This window comes from Litoreibacter sp. GN1-5 (assembly GCF_055693805.1).
In genome coordinates, this window is sequence record NZ_JBVFUP010000001.1 from 2,262,209 (window position 1) to 2,278,421 (window position 16,213).

Sequence of the window (16,213 nt, forward strand, 5' to 3'; positions counted from 1 at the left end):
TAGGGTCTGTGTCCAACTCACCTAAACTCGCCAGGAGGCTACAATCATGGCAACTGTTGCTGTCACAGATGACACTTTCGACACTGAAGTTCGCGAGTCGAACGTCCCGGTTCTTGTTGATTTCTGGGCTGAATGGTGTGGTCCGTGCAAACAGATCGGCCCATCGCTGGAAGAGCTGTCTTCAGAGTATGAAGGCAAAGTGAAAATCGTCAAAATGCGCCTTGACGATGCGCCGAACACAGCAGCGGCTTTGGGTGTAAGGGGCATTCCCGCGTTGTTCATGTTCAAGGACGGCGAAGTGGTGTCCAATATGTCCGGAGCAGCGCCAAAATCTACATATCAGAACTGGATCGACGAAACCGTCTGAGTCCTTTCTGAAATCTCTTCTAAAAGCGCCCCTCTGGGGCGCTTTTTCGCTTTTGACTTACTTAAAGCCAGCCTTGGGCTGATGGCTACTATGTAGAGATTTGTCGAAGTTGCGGTATCCGTGACCAAAACCGTGATGAGTGCCTCAAAGCCCGCAAGACTAACTCCGGTCAAATATACTCGACGTTCCACACTGAGCCACCGTATCCATCAATCCGCTGAGGGAGAGTCGCTGGTCTTGTTACGAAGCCTCTTGAACAGGGGAACCAACATCGGAACGAACAGGCATGCCACAGCGATAAGCAGGATCGAAAGCGTTAGCGGGCGTTCCCATAGGAATGACCAGCTATCATTATTGATCAACAACGCCCGACGCAGATTTTCCTCCATCATGCCGCCCAGAATGAATCCAAGGATCATAGGTGCCATTGGAAACGTGAGCAGCCGCAGGATCGTCGCTGCAAGGCCAAAAAGAACCATCAACTGAATATCGAACGTGTTGAAGGATACGAAATAGACGCCGATCAGCGAGAAAAACAGGATCAGCGGTAACAAGAACCGCGCAGGGATCGCCAGAATGCGCGCGATGTATGGAATCAATGGCAGATTGAGCACCAACAGGATGATATTGCCGATCCACATCGATACGATAACTGACCAGAATACATCTGGCTGATCTATATAAAGACGCGGGCCGGGCTGGATGCCGTATCCAATGAGCGCCCCAAGCATAATCGCCGTGGTTCCAGACCCCGGAATACCAAGTGTCAACAGCGGTACAAAAGAGCCGGTTGCAGCGGCATTATTGGCCGTTTCCGGCGCAGATAGCCCCCGCACGGAGCCCTTGCCGAACTCTTTACCTTTCTCCGGCCCTGCAAGACGCTGTTCGGTGCCATAGGCAAGAAAGCTTGCGATTGTGGCCCCGGCACCGGGTAGAACGCCAATGATAAAACCAAGCACAGATGATCGGCCAATCACCGGCACCATTTCTTTTACCTCTTCACGCGAGATGGCCATAGATCCCAGTTCGGCAGCAGCTTTGCGTTCTTCTTCGCGCTTGGCCTCGTCAATCTTTTTGATGATTGCCATCAGTGCCTCAGACAAAGCGAAGGTCGCCATAACAAGCAACAGGAAGGAAATACCGTCGACCAAATCAAGCATACCCAGCGTAAACCGCGGAACGCCAACGGTCTGGTCTGTGCCAACAGTGGACAGCATCAAGCCAACGACTGTCATAAGCAGGGCTTTCAATACCTCGCCCTTGCCCGCAAAGGCGGCGACTGCGGACAGGCCCAACACCATCAGGGCAAAGTAATCGGTTGAATGGAAAGACAGCGAAACCGACGCCAATGACGGAGCCGCGACCAGCAAAAGAAGGGCTGCGATAACCCCGCCAGAGAACGAGGAATACGCGGCGATGGCCAAAGCTTTGCCAGCCTTGCCAGATTTCGCCATCGGGTAGCCATCGAAAGACGTGGCAACCGTCGAGGCAACCCCCGGCGCATTAATCAGGATAGACGAGGTCGAGCCACCAAAGATCGCGCCATAATAGACCGCGGCCATCAGGATAATCCCGGCTGAAGGATCAAGCGAGGCGGCGATAGGGATCATCAGCGCGATCGCTGACATCGGACCAAGCCCCGGCAACATTCCGATGAATGTCCCGACAAGACAGCCCATCAACACGAAAAGCAAATTCTGGAATGTAAGTGCGGTCGCAAGACCGATGAGTATGCCATCAATCATCGGTCAGCCTTTCAAAAATGCTGGAAGTGGTTCAATGAACACGCTCAGACCCAGCGTCATAAGTGCCCAGAAGATGACAACCAGGGGAACAGCAACCAAAAGAAGGCGGGGAATGCTGCGTTCGCCAAGCATGGCAAAGCCGATCATCAGAAACAGCGAGGTCGCAAGGATAAAGCCCAAAGGTCTCACAAGAAATCCGTAGGCGGACATCAGGACAAGAAAGGCAAGACCAAGCGGCCAGTTCAGATCGCGTAATTGCAGAGTTTCACGATTAGAAGGAAAAGCAATAACGGCCAGAGACAACCCGACTCCCAAAACGGCCAGAACTTCCGGGATCGTGCGCGGTGTGAAAGCTTGAGCGGCCTGAAAGGGTAACAACCGAATATCACCAATCTTCCAGGCGTAGAAGCAGCAGAATATCAGAAGAAAAATGCCACCAAGGCGGTCTTTGGATAAGGTCATGCCGATCTCCAGATCACGAAAGGATCATGCGAGGCTAAAGGGGAAGATACCCGGCCACACGTGCCCAAAGCACTGGTATGGCCGGGGTCAGAAGCGTCAGCAGATCAAAGGAAGCCAAGTTCCTTCATCAGATCACCGATTTGCTTTTCCTGATCTTCAAGGAATTTCACAAAATCAGCATCTGAATTAAAAATATCGACCCAGCCGTTGCGATCACGAACGGTTGCCCAGTCTTCTGTGTCATACATTTTCTCAAGCGCGTCGATATAGGCGGCCTTCTTTTCATCCGAAAGACCCGGCGCACCAAAGAAACCACGCCAGTTGACGAATTCTGTGCCGGTTGATCCAGCCTCGTCGCAGGTGGGCACATCTTCCATTGCCGCGTTACGCTCTTTTGATGTCACGCAAAGAATGTTCACCTCACCCTGACGTGCAAGCTCAACTGCCTCGCCAAATCCGGTGGCAAGCGCTTTGATCTCACCAGACAGAAGGCCAGCCATAGCTTTACCACCCGCGTCATAAGGAATGTATTTGACTTTTGTGGCATCAGTGCCTGCGTTTTTCATGACAAGAGCCACGATCAGATGGTCCATACCACCAGCAACCGAACCGCCACCAACAGCAACATTTGTCGGGTCGGCTGTGTAAGCCTCTACCAAACCTGCAAGATCCGCAATTTCAGAATCTTTGCCGACAACAATTGCACCATAATCACCGATCGTCCCTGCGATTGGTGTCAGGTCGCGAAAGCTCTGCGGGAAAACTTTGGTGAGCGACCGAATGACAATCGGCGTAGAGTTCACCATCAAAGTGTCCGGATCTGCGGTCTCGATGATATGCGCGATTGCCTTGCCGCCACCGCCGCCAGACATATTCTCATAGGTCGCGCTACCGATAAGTCCGGATTTGGTCAGCGCTTCCCCTGTGCCACGGGCTGTCCCGTCCCAGCCACCGCCAGCACCACCAGGAATGAGAAATTTGATTTCGCCAACAACCTGATGACCATCAGCTTGCGCGATTGAAAGCGTCCCACACAGCAGTGCGCCGGTAGCAAGCGCTACCTTAAGAATTTTTGACATTTGTTTCCTCCCACGGATATTGCGTTCGCACTTTGGTGCGTACGTTCTGATATATCAGCAGATGAAATCGACGGGAGCCTGACAAATCAAGCTAAAAATTTAGGAAGTGTCCCCTTGGGGCAAGTGGCTCATAGGTGCCGAGCCTGACTATAGCGTGACGCCACATGGCTAGTCTGGCTATGGATACGCCCTTAAAAAAACCCGAACTGCGCTAAAGCAGTTCGGGTCAAAGTTTGGCTGATAAGGAACGAACTCAGCCTTTGGAAAACTCCGGGTAGGCCTCCATACCCAGTTCAGAGATATCCAGTCCCACGCTCTCTGCTTCTTCGCTTACACGGATACCCATGACCGCTTTAAGGATGAACCAGACCAGACCGGAAGCAACGACGGTGAAAATCCCGACAACGAGTATGGAATAAAGCTGCACGCCCAGCGACGCGTCGCTATTTGTGAAGACCACGGCGATTGTTCCCCATATCCCTGCGAACAGGTGAACCGGGATTGCACCGACAACATCATCGATTTTCAGCTTGTCAAGGAATGGAACCGCAAAGACCACAATCACGCCGCCCACGGCACCGATCAGAGTCGCCGCACCCAAGGACGGGGTCAGAGGCTCGGCAGTGATAGACACGAGGCCAGCCAGAGCGCCGTTCAGAACCATGGTCAGGTCAGGTTTTTTGTACAGTAACTGGGTCAGGATTAGCGCCGTCACAGCACCTCCGGCAGCAGCCGTATTGGTGTTGGCAAAGATGCGAGAGATATCAGCAACATTGCCGGCCGTATCCATATAAAGCTGAGAGCCACCATTAAAGCCGAACCACCCCATCCACAGGATAAATGTACCCAATGTTGCCAGCGCAAGGTTCGAGCCTGGCATCGGGATGATATTGCCGTCTTTTGCATATTTCCCAATGCGCGGTCCAAGGATCAGCGCCCCTGTCAAAGCCGCCCAGCCACCGACCGAATGGACTACTGTGGAACCGGCAAAGTCGAGAAAATCAGTTTGGCCTTCAACGCCTGGTGCAAGGAAACCACCGCCCCATTTCCAGGATGCCTGAATTGGATAGATGAACGCAGTCAGAGCGATAACAAACAAAAGGAACGGCCAAAGCTTGATCCGCTCTGCCAATGTCCCTGACACAATGGATGCTGTGGTTGCGCAGAACATCAATTGAAAGAAGAAGTCGGACCCAACCGAAGCGTAGGTTAGATCAGGCTCCGCCCCATCAAGGCCCACCGGTTCAAGCCCTGTCGTGCCAAAAGCACCGATAATTCCTTCAATCGTCCACCCATCACCAGGGTACATCAGATTGTAACCGATCAGATAATAGAAAATGGCTGCCAGCGAAAACAGTGAAATGTTTTTCGTCAGCTGCATCGTCACATTTTTCGAACGCACCAAACCGGCCTCAAGCATGGCAAAGCCTGCTGCCATCCAGAACACCAGAAAACCAGTGACCAAAAACATGAACGTTGTGAATATGAACCCGATATCGGCGTTCACCGGCGTTGTGTCAGCATCCTGCGCAAGGCCAATGCCTGGCATCATCGCCATGGCAGCCAATACAGGAAGGAATTTCTTGATTTGCATATTACTCAATCCCCTTGGAACGCGCCTACAGCGCCTCTTCATTTGTTTCGCCAGTACGAACGCGGACAGCCTGATTGACGTCGAGAACAAAAATCTTGCCATCGCCAATTTTGTCGGTTTTCGCCGTTGTCGCGATTGTTTCGACCACTTGGTCAGCCATCGCGGCTGAAACAACGATTTCCAGCTTCACCTTCGGAACAAAATTCACGGCATATTCGGCACCACGGTAAATCTCGGTATGACCGGATTGCGATCCGAACCCCTTCACTTCAGTCACCATCATGCCGCGAACACCGATAGCCGTCAGGGCTTCGCGGACCTCTTCCAACTTGAACGGCTTGATTGCTGCAATAATGAGTTTCACAGATATCCCCTTCTGTTTCTCCTACAGCTGTGCGCTGTGGTGACAGCAAAACAATGCGAATGCTGCATCTGCGCAATATTCTGGAGGGATTTTCTGTGATCTCTAAAAGCGTTTGATTAATTTATTGCACAAAAAATAGTCTGTGCACAAAAATTGTGCAAAATCATTATCGCATCAGTGCGGGTTTCGCTCTACAAGTGACTCGCGACAGTCTATATTGATCAAAACAATAAGCAGTTTCTAAAACACAGGTACCATGGCAAACTCTGGAAAAAAGAAGTCCCCATTGGTGGCGGAACGTCGCTATTCAAAAACAGCGGCAGCTAAGCCTAAACCTAAAGCCAAGAAACCCGCGCCAAAGCGGCGCAATAAGGTTGCGCGCAAGAAACCAAAGGGTTTGCTTGGGCTGATCCTGACACCATTTGTGATGTTGTTTCGCCTTATCTGGTGGATCACTTGGCGCATTGGTGCAATAGGTGCCATGGCGCTTGCAATTGCAGTGGCGTATACCTACCCACAAGTCCCGGACCTGGAAGATGTGGTGGATGGGCGGACCCGAGGGTCGGTCACTATGCTAGACCGTGAAGGCGTTGTTTTTGCCTGGCGCGGGGACCAGTTTGGTGGCGTTGTAAGCGCTGAAAATGTCGCGCCTGTTTTGAAAAATGCTGTTGTTGCAACTGAGGACAAACGGTTCTACCGCCATCTTGGTATCTCGCCACGCGGTATTGCCAGTGCCATCAAGATCAACCTGCGTGAAGGACGCGGGCCTCTGCAGGGGCATGGCGGATCAACAATCACCCAACAAACGGCAAAGCTACTTTGCCTTGGCACGCCCTATGATCCCCAGAAATGGAAAACCGAGACCGAGTACGAGGTGGATTGTCGTCGCACGACCAAACTGCGCAAGATCAAGGAAGCGATCTTCTCCTTGGCGATGGAAGTAAAATACACCAAGAATGAAATTCTGACGATCTACCTGAACCGTGCGTATCTGGGGGCCGGTGCACGTGGCTTTGAGGCCGCAAGCCAGCGTTACTTCAGTAAATCAGCAGCACAGGTCAACACGTCCGAAGCTGCAATGCTGGCTGGCTTATTAAAAGCACCAACAAGTACGGCACCAACCAACAATCTGTCGCGCGCTCAGAACAGAGCAGCACTTGTGCTGAATCTGATGCAAGATCAGGATTATCTGTCAAGCGCAGAGGCTGCATCCGCAAAGTCCAAACCGGCAACATTATCGAAAGCTGCACAAGCACGGGCGGGAAGCTATTTCACCGATTGGATGATGGATACGGCACCATCCTTCCTGACCAAAGAAACCACCGAAGATGTGGTGATCAAAACAACTTTCGACGCCCGCTTCCAAAAAGCTGCAGAAGAGGCGCTGGATTATATCTTCGAAAACAAGGTCCGCGAAGGGTCCAAAGCGCAAGCCGCTATTGTGGTGATGTCTGCCGATGGCGCCGTGCGCGCGATGGTCGGTGGGCGCGACAGGACCGTCCCTGGTGCGTTCAACCGGGCAACGCAAGCCAAACGGCAAACCGGGTCGGCGTTCAAACCATTTGTTTACGCCACAGCGATGGATCTTGGGTTCCAGTATGACTCGGTTGTGGAAGACACACCCGTCACTATTAATATCCCAGGTTCAGGGCCATGGTCGCCGTCAAACTATGACCGAAACTTCCGCGGCCCCATGACCCTGACCGATGCGTTGGCCAAGTCGATCAATACCGTGGCGGTAAAAGTATCCGAAGAGGTCGGGCGTGAAAATGTGCGCAAAATTGCATTGGATTTCGGGATTGAAAGCAATCTTGCCGATGGCCCAGCGCTAGCGCTGGGCGCGTCCGAAAGCACTCTGTTAGAAATGACAGGGGCCTTTGCGGGTATTCTCAATGGCGGGCGTAGTGTCACGCCCTACGGCTTGTCAGAGCTACGCATTAAAGGCGATGACGCCCCGCTGGTTGGGCAAGAAGGCGGCATGGGGGAACGCGTAATCAGCGAAAATGCTGCACAACAGCTAACCTATATGATGAGCCGCGTCGTTACCTCTGGCACGGGGACACGCGCGCAGCTTCCTGACCGGGAAGTTGCAGGCAAGACAGGTACAACACAGGCAGCGCGGGATGCGTGGTTCATCGGATTTACCGCGCAATATGTCGTGGGTGTCTGGATGGGTTACGATAACAATACACCGTTGAAAGGTGTGACAGGCGGCGGTCTGCCAGCAGAAATCTGGAAAGAGACAATGGTGCGCGTTACGGAGGGCTTACCACCTGCACCATTGCCGATGATCCGTCCAGCTGCGCCACCAAAGGTTGCGCCACCACCTGCACCCGCTCAAGCGCAAGCACCCGTACAGCAGCAACCCCAACAGCAACGAAGACAACCTAGGCGCAACCGGACCGAGGATGTCATATTAAATGTTTTGGGTCAGATATTCGGGCAATAAGTGTAGAACGTTAGATGACTTTGACCCAAGTTTGAGAAAATCGGCAAAGCGGCCATTCGTGCGGGTCGTAACGAAGGTCTCTAACACCTAAACAAAGATGCTCGATGTTCCACAGTAAGCCTAGCCCAGCTTTTTCAAGTCTGCCGTAAGCTGATCAAGGTTGCCTTTACGTCGGTCAAGCATTGCGCCTATTTCGGTGCGTTCCGACGTGAGCATGTTCACGCCTTCTATGATCATATTGAATATCTTCGGGCTTCCACTTCGGTCCGATACCAGCCAGACTACGTTAAACGGCGAAGAATTGCGCAGTTTAACCACAGATTTCACCTCAACATTGCTTTTGACCGGGCGAGATCCGCGCACATCAATTTGTCCGCCGATAAATTCACGGAACCGGCGACCGTATTTACGTGTGAAATAAACCTGAAATGCAGAGATATACGCCCGTATCTGCGCTTTCGACGCAGACCGACGCGCGGGCCCCAGCGTGGTTAATGCCACGATCTGCACATCCGCGTAACGTGTGAAGACGCGCTCAAAATCCCGCAACATGGCCGATTCTGATTTGCCTGATGCAATGATCTGATTGATCTGAGACACGGCGCTGTTGACTAAAGCCTCTGCTTCTCCTCCATTTAGCGCAAGCGATGGTGTGCCAGCCCCCGCGACGGCTAAACCTGTTGCGCCTGAAATAAACACGCGGCGATCCATTTGATTATTCCTGTCCATAGATATCCTCATACGGGTCAAAATAGTCTCGTTGTTCATCGCCGCCCAATCTGAACCGTCGGTTTTGAAGGTACAAAAGCCGGGCCTGCGCATAGCTGTCTTCACTTTCATATAGTACGGAATCTACAAAGTCAGAACTCTCGTAGCGATTACCAAACAGTGTCACGACCCGTGATCCGGTCACAACACCCCGTTTAGAACTTGGAATGACAAAATTCAAAGGGTTGATAACCGTATCAACCACGCGACCAAGCGCATCGCGTTCTGTGCTTGGTCCTAGAAACGGCAATTCGACATAATTGCCCTCACCTGCGCCCCAAACATGTAGGGTTTCGCCAAAGTCAGTCGTTTCTTCCGGGATGCCCGCCTCTGTCGCGATATCCAGCAAGCCAGCCAGACCAAAAGTGGAATTAAATAGAAAACGCATCGTGTTCGTGCCCGCGTCCTCAATCTGGAACTGCAGGATATTATTTACAACCATGCCCGGCAGGCTGAGATTTGACGCAAAATTACTGACGCCTGTGCGTACAGGCTGAGGAACAGCCTTGCCGTATCCTGTTGAAGTCGGTCGCAGGAATTTTCGGTCAACATTACGGTTCAGTTTATGAATCTTACGATTTTGCACTTCATGAGGGTCTTTTACACCCGTCCCAATCGGTGCCGGCGTGCAGGCCGCAAGCAGCGCAATCAAAACAGCGCTTAGGCCGATGCGCGCGAAAACAGTAGAAGATGCCCAAGTGATACTCAAAACAAGCCCATCCAGATTAAAGCATTAAGGTCGTGATATAGAGCCCTGCCAACGAGGGGCCAAGTGTATAAGTAACGATATCATAAACTTGTTAAAATAAGAGATTTGCGTGACATAGGCGCGACTGCTAGTCACGATACGGTACAAAATGAAAATCGAGTTGATATTATGAGACAGGATCCGCTTCATACCGGGCGCGCAGAGCTTGTTGCAGCACGTAGCGAAAGCCGTCACTTGTTCTCGATGGCCTTTATTTTTAGCGTTTTTGTCAATCTTTTGATGCTGACCGGCCCGCTTTATATGCTACAGGTTTATGACCGGGTTCTTGGTAGCCGATCCGAAGAAACACTGATCGCATTGTCGATTCTTGTGGTGTTCCTTTACGGGATGATGGGGATTCTGGATTATGCACGTGGGCGAATTCTCGCTCGGATCGGCGCAAGATTTCAGGATAAACTCGACCGGCGTGTCTTTTCAGCCATGCTTCGCAAATCAAACCTGGCACCGGATAAGTCAGATACAAAGTCTGGGCTGCGCGATCTGGAAGCGGTTCAGACTCTCTTAGCATCCCCGGCGCTTCTGGCTGTGTTTGATATTCCGTGGACCCCGCTTTTTCTGGCAGCTATATTCATTTTCCATCCTTGGCTTGGGTACCTTGCTATGTTTGGTGGTACCATTTTGATCCTGCTGACCGTTTTAAACCAACGCCTGACCCGACAGCCCCAACTAGAGGCCGGCATCAGTTCATTACAGGCCAACCGACTTAGTGACGAGATGGTTGAAGAGGCCGAAGTTATTCAGGGCATGGGAATGCGCTCCGCTGCTTTCGATCGCTGGCAAGTCATGCGCTCAAAAGCGTTGCAACAGAACCTGCTGAAAAGCGATCGCGGTGGGTCTATCAGCGCAACAACCAAAACTCTGCGACTGTTTCTGCAATCAGCCATGCTAGGCCTTGGGGCGTATCTAGTCCTGCAAAACCAGATGACGGCCGGTGCAATGATCGCAGGGTCCATATTGATGGGGCGGGCGCTTGCACCAATTGAGATGGCCATCGGACAATGGGCACTTGTGCAGCGAGCGATGACGGGCTGGGATAGCCTTAAGAAACTGTTGACTGAAGTTGCAGAGCTGAAGCCGCGGACTCCGCTGCCAAAACCCAAAGCATTACTGGAAGCCGAACAGATCACGATTATTCCCCCCGGCGAAAAACAAGCAACTCTGCGCATGGTCTCTTTTGAATTGCGACCCGGGCAGGCCTTGGGTGTGATCGGGCCGTCTGGTGCTGGTAAGTCGACACTTGCGAAAGCTATCACCGGTGTTTGGCCTGCTGTTGGTGGCAAGATCAGGTTGGATAAGGCAGCGCTTGATCAATATGATGCTGATGTTTTGGGGATGCATATTGGCTACCTTCCCCAAAAAGTATTCCTGTTCGACGGTACCATTGGCGAAAATATCGCGCGCCTGTCCCCTAATGCTGACCCTAAGGCAATTGTTGAAGCCGCCAAAAAGGCCGCTGCGCATGAGCTTATCCTGCGTCAACCGCAAGGATACGACACGCCCGTTTCCTCGGCGCGTGGGCGTCTGTCAGGGGGTGAATTGCAGCGTATCGGTTTGGCCCGCGCGCTTTACGGTGATCCCGTGATCCTCGTTCTTGATGAGCCAAACGCCAATTTGGACAATGATGGTTCAAGTGCGTTGAACACGGCTATTCGCGCGATGAAAGCCGCAGGCAAGTCCATCATCATCATGGCCCACCGCCCATCAATCATTCAGGAATGTGAACTTCTTCTGGTTCTTGAAGGCGGCATGAGACGCGCATTCGGCCCCAGAGATGAAGTGCTCAAAAGCACTGTCAAAAACCACGCCAAACTTGCCCAAACGCCAGGCCCTGGAGGTGTGACATGAACATCGGAAATATCTTCCGAGATTTGCTTTCGTGGTGCGTTGATACATTCAATGCCGGAAAACAATGGCTGTTTAACGATGGCAAAACTGGAAACACGCAGGATTGGCCAGCACGCACACCTGTTGTCATAGGTCTGATAGCCACGTTCATACTTGTCGGCGGCTTTGGCAGTTGGAGCGTTTTTGCAAGCATCTCAGGCGCAATTGTTGCAACCGGTAAGATTGAACTGGAACAGAACCGTCAGATTGTCCAGCATCCCGATGGCGGAGTTGTTGCAAGCGTAAATGTGCGCGAGGGCGATACCGTCCAAAAAGGCGATGTTCTGATCAAGCTTGATGAAACACGGCTACGATCCGAATTCCTTATTGTCGAAGGACAGTTATTCGAAATCATAGCCCGTCGTGGCAGGCTTGAAGCAGAACGCGACGGTGCTGATAAAATAATAGTTGATCCACTTTTAGTGGAACAGGCGAAATACAGACCACAAGTTCAGCAGTTGATTGAAGGGCAGGAACGCCTTTTTAAAACTCGCATCTTTTCGGGTGAACAAGCGATTGAACAATTGGAAAAACGCAAATCCCAGATCAAAAATCAGGTCGATGGTATCCGTGCACAACAAACTGCTATGACGACCCAGTTGGCACTTTTGAAGGAAGAGTTGGTCGCTCAGGAAGACTTGCTGAGCAAAGGTTTGGCACAGGCCAGCCGCGTTCTTGCGCTTCAGCGCGAAGATGCCCGCCTGCAGGGTACAATGGGCGAGCTCGTTGCCTCGCAAGCTGAAAGCGAAGGTCGCATTACCGAGATCGATCTGGAAATCCTACGCCTCGACACGCAGCGTAAGGAAGAAGCAATAACCCAACTGCGCGACCTGCAATATCGTGAATTCGAACTACGCGAACAGCGATTGAGCCTGCAGGAAAGGCTATCACGTCTGGATATAACCGCGCCCGTATCCGGCCTTATATTTGGGTTAACGGTTTTTGCGGAAAGGGCAGTTATACGGCCAGCTGATCCGCTTTTGTATCTTGTTCCACAGGACCGCCCCCTTGTCATTACCGGCGAAGTGGACCCAATCCATGTAGACGAGGTTTTTCTGGGGCAGGATGTGACGTTGCGCTTTGCCACATTCGACGCGCGAACAACGCCGGAAGTGTTCGGAACAGTCAGCAATATCTCGGGCGATGCGTTCTTGGATGAAGCCAGTGGGCGCAGTTTCTACCGGATTGAAATGACCCTGAAGGAAGGTGAAATGGCACGGCTCGGGGGGTGGTCCTTGTCCCAGGTATGCCGGTAGACGCGTTCATCAAAACTGCGGACCGATCCCCCATCGCTTACCTGCTCAAACCACTAACCGACTATTTCAACAGAGCGTTCCGCGAAACCTGAGTTTCAGTTTGCCGTAGCTTCGTAGCTGCACTAACTAGCTATCCAAGGATACTGCTTTTCTGGAGATTATTATGCCTGGAATTTTTGAAACCCGCCTAAATGAACTTGGCGTCACTCTGTCGGATGCCCCAGCGCCCGCTGCAAATTACGTACCAAGTGTACAGGTTGGTGATCTGCTTTATGTATCAGGCCAAATTCCAAAGGATGATAATGGCCTGCTCACCGGAAAATTGGGACAAGACGCAGATGTGCAGGCTGGTGCCAACGCCGCTAAAGTCTGCGCGATCAACCTTCTGGCACAGGTTAAAGCAGCATGTGGTGGAGATCTGGACAGATTGGTACGAGTTGTCAAATTGACGGGTTTTGTCAATTCGACCCCTGATTTCAAAGAACAACCTCAGGTCATTAACGGAGCTTCGGATTTTCTGGTAGAAGCACTGGGGGATGCCGGTCGCCACGCCCGTGCAGCGGTTAGCGCCGCGGCCCTGCCGCTTGGTGTCTCAGTGGAAATCGAAGGTATTTTCCAGATCAAATCATGACATTACCGCAAGAGTTTCTGCAAACCCCGATAGCACACAGGGGCCTTCATGACCGTGCACACGGTCTGGTTGAAAACGGGCGCTCTTCTTTCATAGCCGCTGTTGAGGCGGGTTATGCCATAGAGTTGGACCTTCAACTTTCAGCGGATGACAAGCCCGTGGTTTTTCATGACTACGAACTCAGCAGGCTGACCGATCAAAAAGGCCCCGTAAGATTGCGCACAGCGGAAGAGCTGGGGCGAACAATTCTGAAAGACAGTACGGATAAAATCAATCAGCTTCCAGCCATCCTAGAGGTGATAAATGGCCAGGTCCCTATCCTGATCGAGCTGAAAGATCAGGACGGGGCCATGGGGCCTTCAATCGGCGCGCTAGAACAAGCTGTTGTGGAGGCGCTAAGCAACTATTCCGGTCCGGTTGCCGTTATGTCATTCAATCCTCATTCTATGAAGAAGATGCAAGAATTAGCACCCGATATACCACGTGGTTTGGTGACAAGCGCTTATGATCCGGAGCTTTGGCCATTGCCTGCGGTTGTGCTGGATAAACTGCGCGCCATACCCGACTATGACAGTGTTGGCGCAAGCTTCATCTCCCATGAAGCACCGGATTTACCCCGCCCCCGTATTGCCGAGCTGAAAGCCGCAGGTGCAAGCATCCTGTGCTGGACCATAAGATCTGAGACTGCAGCGGCCAGAGCGCTGGAAATCGCCGACAATATCACCTTTGAAGGATACCTGCCCGCTTGACCGGAAGACCTGCCATACCATTTACCAAGGAGCAAACGGTATGGATGGTATGAGCGAAACTCAGGTCGAAATTTCAATGCTTGGCAGCCTGGCCCAGATAGACGCTGCTGATTGGGACGCCTGTGCCTGTCCGGAGGCTGTTGATGGACGGCCTTATGATCCGTTTACCACGTACAGGTTTCTGCGGGCGCTAGAGCAATCCGGGTCCGTCGGGGCTGGCACAGGCTGGCAACCGCAATACCTTGTGGCCAGAGCAGATGATCAGGTCATTGCTGTCGCGCCGCTCTATGCCAAAAACCACAGTCAGGGCGAGTATATCTTCGATCACAACTGGGCACATGCTTATGAACGCGCAGGCGGGCGGTACTACCCAAAACTGCAAATGACCGTGCCATTCACCCCTGCAACGGGACGTCGTTTTCTGACGCGTTCCGGTTATGAAAGCATCGGCACAACCGCGCTTGTACAAGGAGCGGTTCAAATCGCAGCAGACAACAACCTGTCTTCATTGCACATCACCTTCTGCACGCAAGCAGAGGCTGAGGCAGGCACCAAGCTTGGCCTTATGCCACGAAGCAGTCAGCAGTTTCATTGGTCAAACGCGGAGTATGAAGACTTTGATGGCTTTCTGGCGTCCCTTTCTGCCCGCAAGCGCAAAAACATCCGCAAGGAACGCGCAACTGCGCACAGGTTTGGGGGCACCATTCATGCCTTGACCGGCGATCAGATAGAGCCAGAACATTGGGATGCGTTCTGGCAGTTTTATCAAGACACTGGCGCACGAAAATGGGGCACGCCTTATCTGACCAGACGTTTCTTTGACGAAGCACAAGCTGATCTGCGTAATGACATGCTACTGCTGATGGCCAAACGTAACGGGCGCTATATTGCAGGGGCGCTAAATTTCATCGGACGGGCAGCCCTTTTCGGGCGCTATTGGGGATGCATCGAAGACCATCCCTGCCTGCACTTTGAGTTATGCTACTATCAATCCATAGACTATGCCATTCGTCACGGTATGACCCGCGTAGAAGCCGGCGCTCAGGGTAGCCACAAATTGGCACGTGGCTATCTACCTGTGACGACGCATTCGCTGCATTGGGTTGCCGATGAAGGCTTTCGCAATGCGATTGCGCAATATCTGGATGCGGAACGCGCAGCAATTGACGAGGAAATCGAAGTCCTGACGGACTATGGCCCTTTCAAGAAAATAGAGGATGCAGACCTATGACTGAGAAGCTTTCTGATGCAGACCGCAAAACCGATCTGACAGATTTGTTGAAAAATGGCTGGAGCCTAGACGAAGCCCGAGATGCGATTTTCAAATCCTATAAATTCAAAAATTTCATCGAGGCTTTTGGTTTCATGACCCGCGCAGCGCTTCACGCAGAGAAAATGAACCACCACCCCGAATGGTTCAATGTCTACAGCAAGGTAGATGTCACCCTGACAACACATGATGCAAAAGGGCTGTCAGGGCTGGATATTACCTTGGCGCAGAAAATGGACGCTTTGGCCAAAGGCTGAGTTTTAAAGCGCGTCCAGCAAGGTCTCGCCTGCGGAAACTTCGCATTCGCCCGGGTTGGACTCCTCTTTTAGAACCTTGACCACCCCGTCCTCAACCAGCATCGCATAGCGCTTGGATCGAGCCATCAGACCAACCGGTGGTGCGTCAAAATTCATACCAATTGCCGTTGTGAAATCACTTTGCGCGTCGGATAGCATGGTCAAACCAGCCTCGGCAGCCCCAGTTGCTTCACCCCAGGCGTTCATGACGAACGGATCATTCACCGACACGCAGATAATCTCATCGACGCCCTTCGCATCGAACTGATCCTTTGTCCGAATAAAGCTTGGGACATGCGCCGAATGACAAGTCGGGGTGAAAGCACCCGGCACCGCAAAGATTACGACTTTCTTACCTTTCGTCAGATCACCGAGGTCGACTTCTTCCGGACCATCGCCGCCCAGACGTATCATCTTTGCGTCCGGTAGAGTTTCACCTACTGAAATTGCCATTGTCTATTTTCCTTAATTGAGTTTCACAGCCCCTTTCATATAGGCTCCACCAGAGCAACTGACCAGTCGAGAGAATA

The 16,213-nt window shown here is 52.1% G+C and carries 15 protein-coding genes and 1 pseudogene; 8 read left to right on the forward strand and 8 right to left on the reverse strand.

Annotated features, from left to right (window positions below; genetic code table 11):
* Window positions 1-46 precede the first annotated feature (46 nt).
* Window positions 47-367 carry a thioredoxin gene (gene trxA, locus ACZ1HF_RS11270; RefSeq protein ID WP_472657591.1) on the forward strand — a complete coding sequence of 107 codons (321 nt, stop codon included), beginning with the start codon at window positions 47-49 and terminating at the stop codon, window positions 365-367.
* 209 nt (window positions 368-576) lie between these two features.
* On the opposite strand, the gene ACZ1HF_RS11275 is transcribed toward trxA, so the two are convergent.
* From ACZ1HF_RS11275 to ACZ1HF_RS11295, 5 genes are all read right to left on the reverse strand, one after another.
* On the reverse strand, window positions 577-2,112 hold the full coding sequence (locus ACZ1HF_RS11275) for a tripartite tricarboxylate transporter permease (RefSeq protein WP_472657592.1): 1,536 nt from the start codon (window positions 2,110-2,112) through the stop codon (window positions 577-579).
* A gap of 3 nt (window positions 2,113-2,115) precedes the next feature.
* Window positions 2,116-2,574, reverse strand: a complete 459-nt coding sequence (locus ACZ1HF_RS11280; RefSeq protein ID WP_472657593.1) for a tripartite tricarboxylate transporter TctB family protein — start codon at window positions 2,572-2,574, stop codon at window positions 2,116-2,118.
* Window positions 2,575-2,678: 104 nt separating this feature from the next.
* Window positions 2,679-3,653: a tripartite tricarboxylate transporter substrate binding protein gene (locus ACZ1HF_RS11285; RefSeq protein ID WP_472657594.1), complete on the reverse strand. Its 975-nt coding sequence runs from the start codon at window positions 3,651-3,653 to the stop codon at window positions 2,679-2,681.
* 253 nt (window positions 3,654-3,906) lie between these two features.
* Window positions 3,907-5,247 (reverse strand): ammonium transporter, encoded by a 1,341-nt coding sequence (locus ACZ1HF_RS11290; protein WP_472657595.1) that lies wholly within the window; start codon window positions 5,245-5,247, stop codon window positions 3,907-3,909.
* 25 nt (window positions 5,248-5,272) lie between these two features.
* Window positions 5,273-5,611: a P-II family nitrogen regulator gene (locus tag ACZ1HF_RS11295; RefSeq protein ID WP_472657596.1), complete on the reverse strand. Its 339-nt coding sequence runs from the start codon at window positions 5,609-5,611 to the stop codon at window positions 5,273-5,275.
* A 256-nt stretch (window positions 5,612-5,867) separates the two neighbouring features.
* Here ACZ1HF_RS11295 and ACZ1HF_RS11300 point away from each other — a divergent pair, with 256 nt between their 5' ends.
* Complete coding sequence (locus tag ACZ1HF_RS11300; protein ID WP_472657597.1) at window positions 5,868-8,060, forward strand: transglycosylase domain-containing protein; 2,193 nt, start codon at window positions 5,868-5,870, stop codon at window positions 8,058-8,060.
* Between the two features lie 120 nt (window positions 8,061-8,180).
* On the opposite strand, the gene ACZ1HF_RS11305 is transcribed toward ACZ1HF_RS11300, so the two are convergent.
* A complete protein-coding gene (locus ACZ1HF_RS11305; protein WP_472657598.1) occupies window positions 8,181-8,789 on the reverse strand; it encodes an MlaC/ttg2D family ABC transporter substrate-binding protein in 609 nt (202 codons plus the stop codon).
* Window positions 8,776-9,537: an MlaA family lipoprotein gene (locus ACZ1HF_RS11310; RefSeq protein WP_472657599.1), complete on the reverse strand. Its 762-nt coding sequence runs from the start codon at window positions 9,535-9,537 to the stop codon at window positions 8,776-8,778. The genes ACZ1HF_RS11305 and ACZ1HF_RS11310 overlap by 14 nt, the downstream gene beginning before the upstream one ends.
* A 168-nt stretch (window positions 9,538-9,705) precedes the next feature.
* Here ACZ1HF_RS11310 and ACZ1HF_RS11315 point away from each other — a divergent pair, with 168 nt between their 5' ends.
* The 6 genes and pseudogenes from ACZ1HF_RS11315 to ACZ1HF_RS11340 all read left to right on the forward strand — a co-directional run bounded on the left by ACZ1HF_RS11315 (window position 9,706) and on the right by ACZ1HF_RS11340 (window position 15,644).
* The gene (locus ACZ1HF_RS11315; protein ID WP_472657600.1) at window positions 9,706-11,442 is read left to right on the forward strand and encodes a type I secretion system permease/ATPase; all 1,737 of its coding nucleotides are present in this window, start codon (window positions 9,706-9,708) and stop codon (window positions 11,440-11,442) included.
* 68 nt (window positions 11,443-11,510) lie between these two features.
* A pseudogene (locus ACZ1HF_RS11320) lies at window positions 11,511-12,829 on the forward strand (HlyD family type I secretion periplasmic adaptor subunit).
* A 71-nt stretch (window positions 12,830-12,900) separates the two neighbouring features.
* A complete protein-coding gene (locus tag ACZ1HF_RS11325) occupies window positions 12,901-13,368 on the forward strand; it encodes a RidA family protein (RefSeq protein WP_472657601.1) in 468 nt (155 codons plus the stop codon).
* On the forward strand, window positions 13,365-14,117 hold the full coding sequence (locus ACZ1HF_RS11330; RefSeq protein WP_472657602.1) for a glycerophosphodiester phosphodiesterase family protein: 753 nt from the start codon (window positions 13,365-13,367) through the stop codon (window positions 14,115-14,117). The genes ACZ1HF_RS11325 and ACZ1HF_RS11330 overlap by 4 nt, the downstream gene beginning before the upstream one ends.
* A 49-nt stretch (window positions 14,118-14,166) precedes the next feature.
* A complete protein-coding gene (locus tag ACZ1HF_RS11335) occupies window positions 14,167-15,348 on the forward strand; it encodes a GNAT family N-acetyltransferase (RefSeq protein WP_472659038.1) in 1,182 nt (393 codons plus the stop codon).
* On the forward strand, window positions 15,345-15,644 hold the full coding sequence (locus ACZ1HF_RS11340) for a 4a-hydroxytetrahydrobiopterin dehydratase (RefSeq protein WP_472657603.1): 300 nt from the start codon (window positions 15,345-15,347) through the stop codon (window positions 15,642-15,644). Before ACZ1HF_RS11335 ends, ACZ1HF_RS11340 begins: the two co-directional genes overlap by 4 nt.
* Window positions 15,645-15,647: 3 nt before the next feature.
* On the opposite strand, the gene ACZ1HF_RS11345 is transcribed toward ACZ1HF_RS11340, so the two are convergent.
* Window positions 15,648-16,136 carry a redoxin family protein gene (locus ACZ1HF_RS11345; protein ID WP_472657604.1) on the reverse strand — a complete coding sequence of 163 codons (489 nt, stop codon included), beginning with the start codon at window positions 16,134-16,136 and terminating at the stop codon, window positions 15,648-15,650.
* Between the last annotated feature and the right edge of the window lie 77 nt (window positions 16,137-16,213).

Bases quoted from the DNA above. Each gene is read 5' to 3' on its own strand.
- trxA (WP_472657591.1), top strand. From the start codon at position 47: ATGGCAACTGTTGCTGTCACAGATGACACTTTCGACACTGAAGTTCGC.
- ACZ1HF_RS11330 (WP_472657602.1), top strand. From the start codon at position 13,365: ATGACATTACCGCAAGAGTTTCTGCAAACCCCGATAGCACACAGGGGC.
- ACZ1HF_RS11290 (WP_472657595.1), bottom strand. From the start codon at position 5,247: ATGCAAATCAAGAAATTCCTTCCTGTATTGGCTGCCATGGCGATGATG.
- ACZ1HF_RS11285 (WP_472657594.1), bottom strand. From the start codon at position 3,653: ATGTCAAAAATTCTTAAGGTAGCGCTTGCTACCGGCGCACTGCTGTGT.
- ACZ1HF_RS11345 (WP_472657604.1), bottom strand. From the start codon at position 16,136: ATGGCAATTTCAGTAGGTGAAACTCTACCGGACGCAAAGATGATACGT.
- ACZ1HF_RS11275 (WP_472657592.1), bottom strand. From the start codon at position 2,112: ATGATTGATGGCATACTCATCGGTCTTGCGACCGCACTTACATTCCAG.
- ACZ1HF_RS11340 (WP_472657603.1), top strand. From the start codon at position 15,345: ATGACTGAGAAGCTTTCTGATGCAGACCGCAAAACCGATCTGACAGAT.
- ACZ1HF_RS11280 (WP_472657593.1), bottom strand. From the start codon at position 2,574: ATGACCTTATCCAAAGACCGCCTTGGTGGCATTTTTCTTCTGATATTC.
- ACZ1HF_RS11325 (WP_472657601.1), top strand. From the start codon at position 12,901: ATGCCTGGAATTTTTGAAACCCGCCTAAATGAACTTGGCGTCACTCTG.
- ACZ1HF_RS11335 (WP_472659038.1), top strand. From the start codon at position 14,167: ATGAGCGAAACTCAGGTCGAAATTTCAATGCTTGGCAGCCTGGCCCAG.
- ACZ1HF_RS11305 (WP_472657598.1), bottom strand. From the start codon at position 8,789: ATGGACAGGAATAATCAAATGGATCGCCGCGTGTTTATTTCAGGCGCA.
- ACZ1HF_RS11315 (WP_472657600.1), top strand. From the start codon at position 9,706: ATGAGACAGGATCCGCTTCATACCGGGCGCGCAGAGCTTGTTGCAGCA.
- ACZ1HF_RS11300 (WP_472657597.1), top strand. From the start codon at position 5,868: ATGGCAAACTCTGGAAAAAAGAAGTCCCCATTGGTGGCGGAACGTCGC.